Source organism: Klebsiella sp. K5-306, assembly GCF_051835185.1.
In the GTDB taxonomy this organism is placed as follows: domain Bacteria; phylum Pseudomonadota; class Gammaproteobacteria; order Enterobacterales; family Enterobacteriaceae; genus Klebsiella; species Klebsiella oxytoca.
Map to the genome: position 1 here is coordinate 244,228 of NZ_JAIFJY010000007.1, position 6,000 is coordinate 250,227.

Sequence of the window (6,000 nt, forward strand, 5' to 3'; positions counted from 1 at the left end):
GGTCGCAAGATTATAGAGAAGTCGGGGTCAAAGATCGACCCCTTTATGTGATTTGTACCCGGTTTTACCCCGCCAGGTGTTCTCGCTTCAGATACTCCTCGCTCTGCATCTCCTGCAGGCGCGATAAACAGCGCTGGAACTCGAATTTTAATCTCTCGCCCTGATAGATCTCATACAGCGGAACCGCCGCACTGACCACCAGTTTGACGTGGCGTTCGTAGAATTCATCGACGAGGGCGATAAAGCGCCGCGCCTCGCTCTCCATCAGCCCGGTCATCACCGGCACATCAAAGAGCATGACGGTATGAAACAGACGCGAAAGCGCAATATAGTCGTGCTGGCTACGCGCATCCACGCACAGCGTCGCAAAGGAAGCCGCCAGCGTCTGGTTCTCAACGCCTAACGTCGGCAGCGGGCGGTGGTTTATCTCCAGCGTTGGCATCTGCTCGCGCTTTGCGCCCGCCAGCGCCAGCCACAGTTTGTCCATCTGCTGGCGGGTCTCAGCGTTCAGCGGCGACAGCCACAGGTGCGCCTGGGTCAGCGTGCGCAGACGATAATCGATGCCGGCGTCGACATTCATCACATCGCAGTGCTGCTTAATCGCGTCGATCGCAGGCAGGAAGCGGGCGCGCTGCAGACCGTTACGGTACAGTTCGTCAGGAGGAATATTCGACGTCGCCACCAGGGTTATCCCGCGGGCAAACAGCGCTTTCATCAGACCGCCCAGCAGCATCGCATCGGTAATGTCAGAGACAAAAAACTCATCAAAGCAGAGCACATCGGTTTCAGCTTTAAAACGGTCCGCAACGATTTCCAGCGGATCGCTGTGCCCCTGCAGCGTGGTTAACTCTTCATGTACCCGCAGCATAAAGCGATGAAAATGCAGACGTTGTTTACGTTCTCCCGGCAGACTTTGAAAGAACAGATCCATCAGCCAGGTTTTCCCTCTGCCGACCCCACCCCACATATAGAGACCGCGAACTGCGGCCGTTTCGACAGCGGGTTCACGCTTGCCCAGCAGCTTGCCGAATTTCGCCCGCAGACCGCCGCCGGTTTGCGGCGCTACCGAAGGTTTATTCTGCAATTCTTGATAAATCGTATCGAGGCGGCTGACCGCTTCTCGCTGAACGTCGTCAGGTTGATGGCTTCCCTCTTTGAGAGCGGAAAGGTAACGCGATGTTGGGGACAGGCTTTGCATGATCTAATTGTTATTCCTTGAAAACCGTAATGCCGTAGCTCACGATTGACGAAAAAAAGGCTGCTCTACACTACGTGATGATACGCCAGGATTCCACTTCTGTGGAATTAGCGGTTATAGTGGCACTATCGGGCGCAGGCGGAGAGCCTCATAGCCACCCTACGGAACCACAAAACAACGGGAGATGTTCATGACCTGGGAATACGCGCTAATTGGGCTAGTTGTCGGCATCATTATCGGTGCCGTCGCGATGCGTTTTGGCAATCGTAAATTACGCCAACAGCAGGCGCTGCAGTTTGAACTGGAAAAGAATAAAGCAGAGCTGGAGGAGTACCGCGAAGAGCTGGTGAGCCATTTCGCCCAGAGCGCCGAGCTTCTGGATAACATGGCGCATGATTACCGCCAGCTGTATCAGCATATGGCGAAAAGCTCCAGCAACCTCCTGCCGGACACCATGGCGGACGCTAATCCGTTCCGCAATCGTCTGGAAGAGTCCGAAGCGGGCAACGATCAGGCTCCGGTCCAGATGCCGCGCGACTATTCTGAAGGCGCATCCGGTCTGCTGCGCGGCGGTGTAAAGCGCGATTGATTCGGCAACGCCAGTAAAAATATTTTCCGGGCGCACCCTCTGCGCCCGTTTCAACCTCTCATCCCAGCTACAATTTAACTATTGCCCACGTTGTTACCGGGTCGAAAATTCAATAACATCGGGCCATTCGGGACGTTTCCCATACACCTCAGGTTACGAGAGCCAGCAACTAATGAATAAACCAACTTTGCTGTTGAGTGCGTTAGCGTTAAGCATTGGGTTGTCGTTGTCAGCCTTACCTCCGGCAGCAGCGTCTTTACCGACACAAGTTCCGGGCCAGGGCGCGCTGCCAAGCCTCGCGCCAATGCTGGAAAAAGTGTTGCCGGCGGTGGTGAGCGTACAGGTTGAGGGTACCGCGTCACCCGCGCAGGATATGCCGGAAGAGTTGAAAAAATATTTTGGCGACAACGCGCCGCAAGAGCAGGCGCAGCCTTTTGAAGGACTGGGTTCTGGGGTCATCATTGATGCCGCAAAAGGCTACGTGCTGACCAATAATCACGTCATTAATCAGGCCCAGAAGATCAGCGTCCAGCTCAACGACGGGCGTGAGTTCGATGCCAAACTGGTCGGCAGCGACGAGCAGAGCGATATTGCACTGCTGCAGATCCTCAAGCCCAGTAATTTGACGCAAATCGCTATCGCCGACTCGGACAAGCTGCGGGTTGGCGACTTCGCCGTCGCCGTCGGTAACCCGTTTGGCCTGGGTCAGACCGCCACATCCGGGATTGTTTCCGCCCTTGGCCGCAGCGGCCTGAACCTTGAGGGGCTGGAAAACTTTATCCAGACCGATGCTTCCATTAACCGCGGCAACTCCGGTGGCGCGCTGCTGAATCTCAACGGCGAGCTGATTGGCATCAACACCGCCATTCTGGCCCCGGGCGGCGGCAGCGTCGGCATTGGTTTCGCCATTCCCAGCAATATGGCAAAAATCCTCTCTCAGCAGCTTATCCAGTTTGGCGAAATCAAACGCGGCCTGTTGGGTATTAAAGGAATGGAAATGAGCGCGGATATCGCCAAAGCGATGAATCTTGACGTCCAGCGCGGCGCATTCGTTAGCGAAGTCCTGCCAAACTCGGGGTCGGCTAAAGCGGGCGTTAAATCTGGCGACGTTATCGTCAGCCTGAACGGCAAACCGCTCAACAGCTTCGCCGAACTGCGTTCACGCATCGCCACGACCGAGCCGGGAACCAAGGTGAAATTAGGACTATTGCGTGAAGGGAAACCCGTTGAAGTGGAGGTCACGCTGGACAAGAGCACCTCGTCTTCCGCCAGCGCAGAGCTTATCGCTCCGGCGCTACAGGGCGCATCGTTAAGCGACGGTCAGATGAAGGATGGGACCAAAGGCGTCATCATTGATAACGTCGATAAAGGCAGCCCTGCCGCGCAGGCCGGCCTGCATAAGGACGATATCATTATTGGCCTCAATCGCGAACGCGTGCGCTCGATTGCCGAACTGCGAAAAGTACTCGAAAGCAAACCGACGGTCATTGCACTGAACGTCGTTCGCGGCAGCGAAAGCATCTATCTACTGCTGCGCTAACTCGCCTTCCGGACATCGCGTGCAGTGCGATGTCCGGACAAGTCGTGTTATGCTTCGCCTGTCTATCCATCAAAGATATCTGCATCATGCCTGCAAAGCTTTTACGTTCGATACTTATCGGTTTGATCGTCGGCGGTTTGCTGCTGGCCGTCATGCCTTCCCTGCGCCAGTGGCAGCTTTCGCCGACCACGCAATACGATAGCGCGGATGAATCCCCCGCCAGCTATAATTCCGCCGTCCGTCGCGCGGCGCCTGCGGTCGTCAATGTCTATAACCGCGCCCTTAACAGCACCAGTCATAATCAGTTAACGCTCGGCTCCGGCGTGATCATGGACCAGCGCGGCTATATTCTGACCAACAAGCACGTCATCAACGATGCCGATCAGATTATTGTTGCCCTGCAGGATGGCCGGGTCTTTGAAGCGCTGCTGGTCGGCTCAGATACCCTCACCGATCTGGCGGTATTAAAAATCAACGCCAGCGGCGGTCTGCCGGTTATTCCGATTAACCCGAAACGCGTGCCGCATATCGGTGACGTCGTGCTGGCGATTGGCAACCCGTACAACCTCGGGCAAACCATTACCCAGGGCATTATCAGCGCCACCGGGCGTATCGGTCTGAACCCCACTGGACGCCAGAACTTCCTGCAGACCGATGCGTCAATCAACCACGGTAACTCCGGCGGCGCGCTGGTGAACTCGCTGGGCGAGCTTATGGGTATCAATACCCTGTCATTTGATAAAAGCAACGATGGCGAAACGCCGGAGGGCATCGGCTTTGCGATTCCTTTCCAGCTGGCGACCAAGATTATGGATAAGCTGATCCGCGATGGCCGCGTGATTCGTGGCTACATTGGGATCAGCGGCCGCGAAATTGCGCCGCTGCACGCGCAGAGCGGCGGCGGTATCGATCAATTGCAGGGGATTGTAGTCAATGATGTGGCGCCGGAAGGCCCGGCAGCCCAGGCAGGGATCCGCGCCAATGACGTGATTATTTCGGTTAACGATAAACCCGCCGTTTCCGCCCTGGAAACCATGGATCAGGTCGCAGAGATCCGTCCGGGCTCGGAAATTCCGGTGGTGATTATGCGTGACGATAAAAAAATTACGCTGCATATCGCCGTACAGGAATATCCTGCGACCAACTAACAGGCTCCCCGAACGGGGAGCGCTATTTAATCAGCAAAAATCGGCCCGGCCGGGAATTTCGCCAGAAACCCGGTGACGGCCAGCAGCGACCACAGCCCCGGCCAGGCAAACTGCCGCTCCCGCAGCTCGTCATCGAGCGTCATCAGCGCAAATTCGCCGTTATCACCCAGTACGCCGCCCTGCCAGAGCAACCGTTGAGCCTGCTGCCGCGCCCAGGGTGATTCGCTCTTCCAGGCCAGCAGATGCAGCAGCGACTGCTGCAGGCAGACGCCATGAGGATGCTTGTCCCGCAGCAGTCGCCGGTAAACCGGCAGCGATATGCTGCGCACGGTATAAAATCCGCTGCGGATTTCAGCATCGGCATCCGCCGCGCCGGCACAATACTGACCGGCCAGGTCGCACAGACGATTGTGCGTCAGCGCCAGCCCCCGGGCATCCAGATGACCCGCTGCGGCACACAGCAGCCCACTTCTTTGCATCCACGGCGTGGAGTCCCGAAATACCGTATCAGGTAGCGCCGGTTCTGTTTCAGCTGCTTTATTTTGCGTACCCGCCTCATAGCAATGGACAAAAAAATCATGGCCTCCGCGGGCAACCGATGGGTGCGCTAACAGGTTAAGCGCGGGCTGCAGTTGTTCAACTTCATCTACTGATGCCAGCATGTAATCGATAATGACATCTTTTGTCGATGCCCTGCTTTCGGGGCGTAATGTTATGGTTTCATTCATCAAAGCCTCCTTATAGGAAATCTCCCGGTGGCGCTGCGCTGACCGGGCTACGGGTCCGTGCAGTCTGGTAGCCCGGACAAGGCGCGTTAAGCGCCGCCTCCGGGAGAATCCCCGGGTTGCGGCTGACGCCTTATCCCGGGCTACGGGTTTACAGCCGTCTGCGGGCCGGTAGCCCGGATAAGCCGTTTACGGCGCAATCCGGGGAAAGGTAACGATTCACATCGCCAGCACGTACTTGAGCATCACCCCGGCGGCAATCGCCGAGCCAATCACCCCCGCCACGTTCGGCCCCATCGCGTGCATCAGCAGGAAGTTCTGCGCGTCCGACTCCAGCCCCACCTTATTCGACACCCTTGCCGCCATCGGCACCGCCGACACCCCGGCGGAGCCAATCAGCGGGTTGATTTTGTGCCGGCTGCACAGGTTCAGCAGCTTCGCCATCAGCACGCCCGCCGCCGTGCCCACGCAGAACGCTGTCACCCCCAGCACCAGTATCCCCAGCGTCTGCGGCTGCAGGAACTTGTCCGCCACCAGCTTCGCCCCCACCGATAATCCGAGGAATATCGTCACGATATTTATCAGCCCGTTCTGCACCGTGTCGCTCAGGCGCTCCACCACCCCGCTCTCGCGCATCAGGTTGCCGAAGCAGAACATCCCCAGCAGCGGCGCCGCGTCCGGCAGCAGCAGCGCCACCAGCAGCAACAGCACCGCCGGGAAGAGGATTTTTTCCCGCTTACTCACCGTGCGCAGCTGCACCATGCGGATTTTCCGCTCCTTCTCGCTGGTCAGCGCCTTCA

General features: G+C 57.5%; 6 protein-coding genes. 3 read left to right on the top strand and 3 right to left on the bottom strand.

The window, feature by feature from the left end; all coding sequences use genetic code 11:
• Positions 1-64 precede the first annotated feature (64 nt).
• The gene (zapE, locus tag K2184_RS13695; protein WP_004106202.1) at positions 65-1,198 is read right to left on the bottom strand and encodes a cell division protein ZapE; all 1,134 of its coding nucleotides are present in this window, start codon (positions 1,196-1,198) and stop codon (positions 65-67) included.
• Between the two features lie 190 nt (positions 1,199-1,388).
• Between zapE and zapG the strand changes: the two genes are divergently transcribed.
• The 3 genes from zapG (at position 1,389) to degS (ending at position 4,475) form a co-directional block, all read left to right on the top strand.
• Positions 1,389-1,787, top strand: coding sequence for a Z-ring associated protein ZapG (zapG, locus tag K2184_RS13700; RefSeq protein ID WP_004106204.1), 399 nt, complete (start codon positions 1,389-1,391; stop codon positions 1,785-1,787).
• Between the two features lie 172 nt (positions 1,788-1,959).
• A complete protein-coding gene (degQ, locus tag K2184_RS13705; RefSeq protein ID WP_004106206.1) occupies positions 1,960-3,327 on the top strand; it encodes a serine endoprotease DegQ in 1,368 nt (455 codons plus the stop codon).
• A gap of 86 nt (positions 3,328-3,413) precedes the next feature.
• Positions 3,414-4,475, top strand: a complete 1,062-nt coding sequence (degS, locus tag K2184_RS13710; protein ID WP_024274763.1) for an outer membrane-stress sensor serine endopeptidase DegS — start codon at positions 3,414-3,416, stop codon at positions 4,473-4,475.
• A gap of 26 nt (positions 4,476-4,501) precedes the next feature.
• Here degS and K2184_RS13715 read toward each other — a convergent pair whose 3' ends face one another.
• Together K2184_RS13715 and K2184_RS13720 are read right to left on the bottom strand one after the other, a co-directional pair.
• Entirely contained in the window at positions 4,502-5,203 is a 702-nt protein-coding gene (locus K2184_RS13715) for a hypothetical protein (RefSeq protein WP_023321687.1), read from the bottom strand.
• A 216-nt stretch (positions 5,204-5,419) separates the two neighbouring features.
• On the bottom strand, positions 5,420-6,000 hold a 581-nt coding region (locus tag K2184_RS13720; RefSeq protein ID WP_196548436.1), incomplete at its 5' end, for a sodium ion-translocating decarboxylase subunit beta.

Bases quoted from the DNA above. Each gene is read 5' to 3' on its own strand.
- degQ (WP_004106206.1), top strand. From the start codon at position 1,960: ATGAATAAACCAACTTTGCTGTTGAGTGCGTTAGCGTTAAGCATTGGG.
- degS (WP_024274763.1), top strand. From the start codon at position 3,414: ATGCCTGCAAAGCTTTTACGTTCGATACTTATCGGTTTGATCGTCGGC.
- zapG (WP_004106204.1), top strand. From the start codon at position 1,389: ATGACCTGGGAATACGCGCTAATTGGGCTAGTTGTCGGCATCATTATC.
- K2184_RS13715 (WP_023321687.1), bottom strand. From the start codon at position 5,203: ATGAATGAAACCATAACATTACGCCCCGAAAGCAGGGCATCGACAAAA.
- zapE (WP_004106202.1), bottom strand. From the start codon at position 1,198: ATGCAAAGCCTGTCCCCAACATCGCGTTACCTTTCCGCTCTCAAAGAG.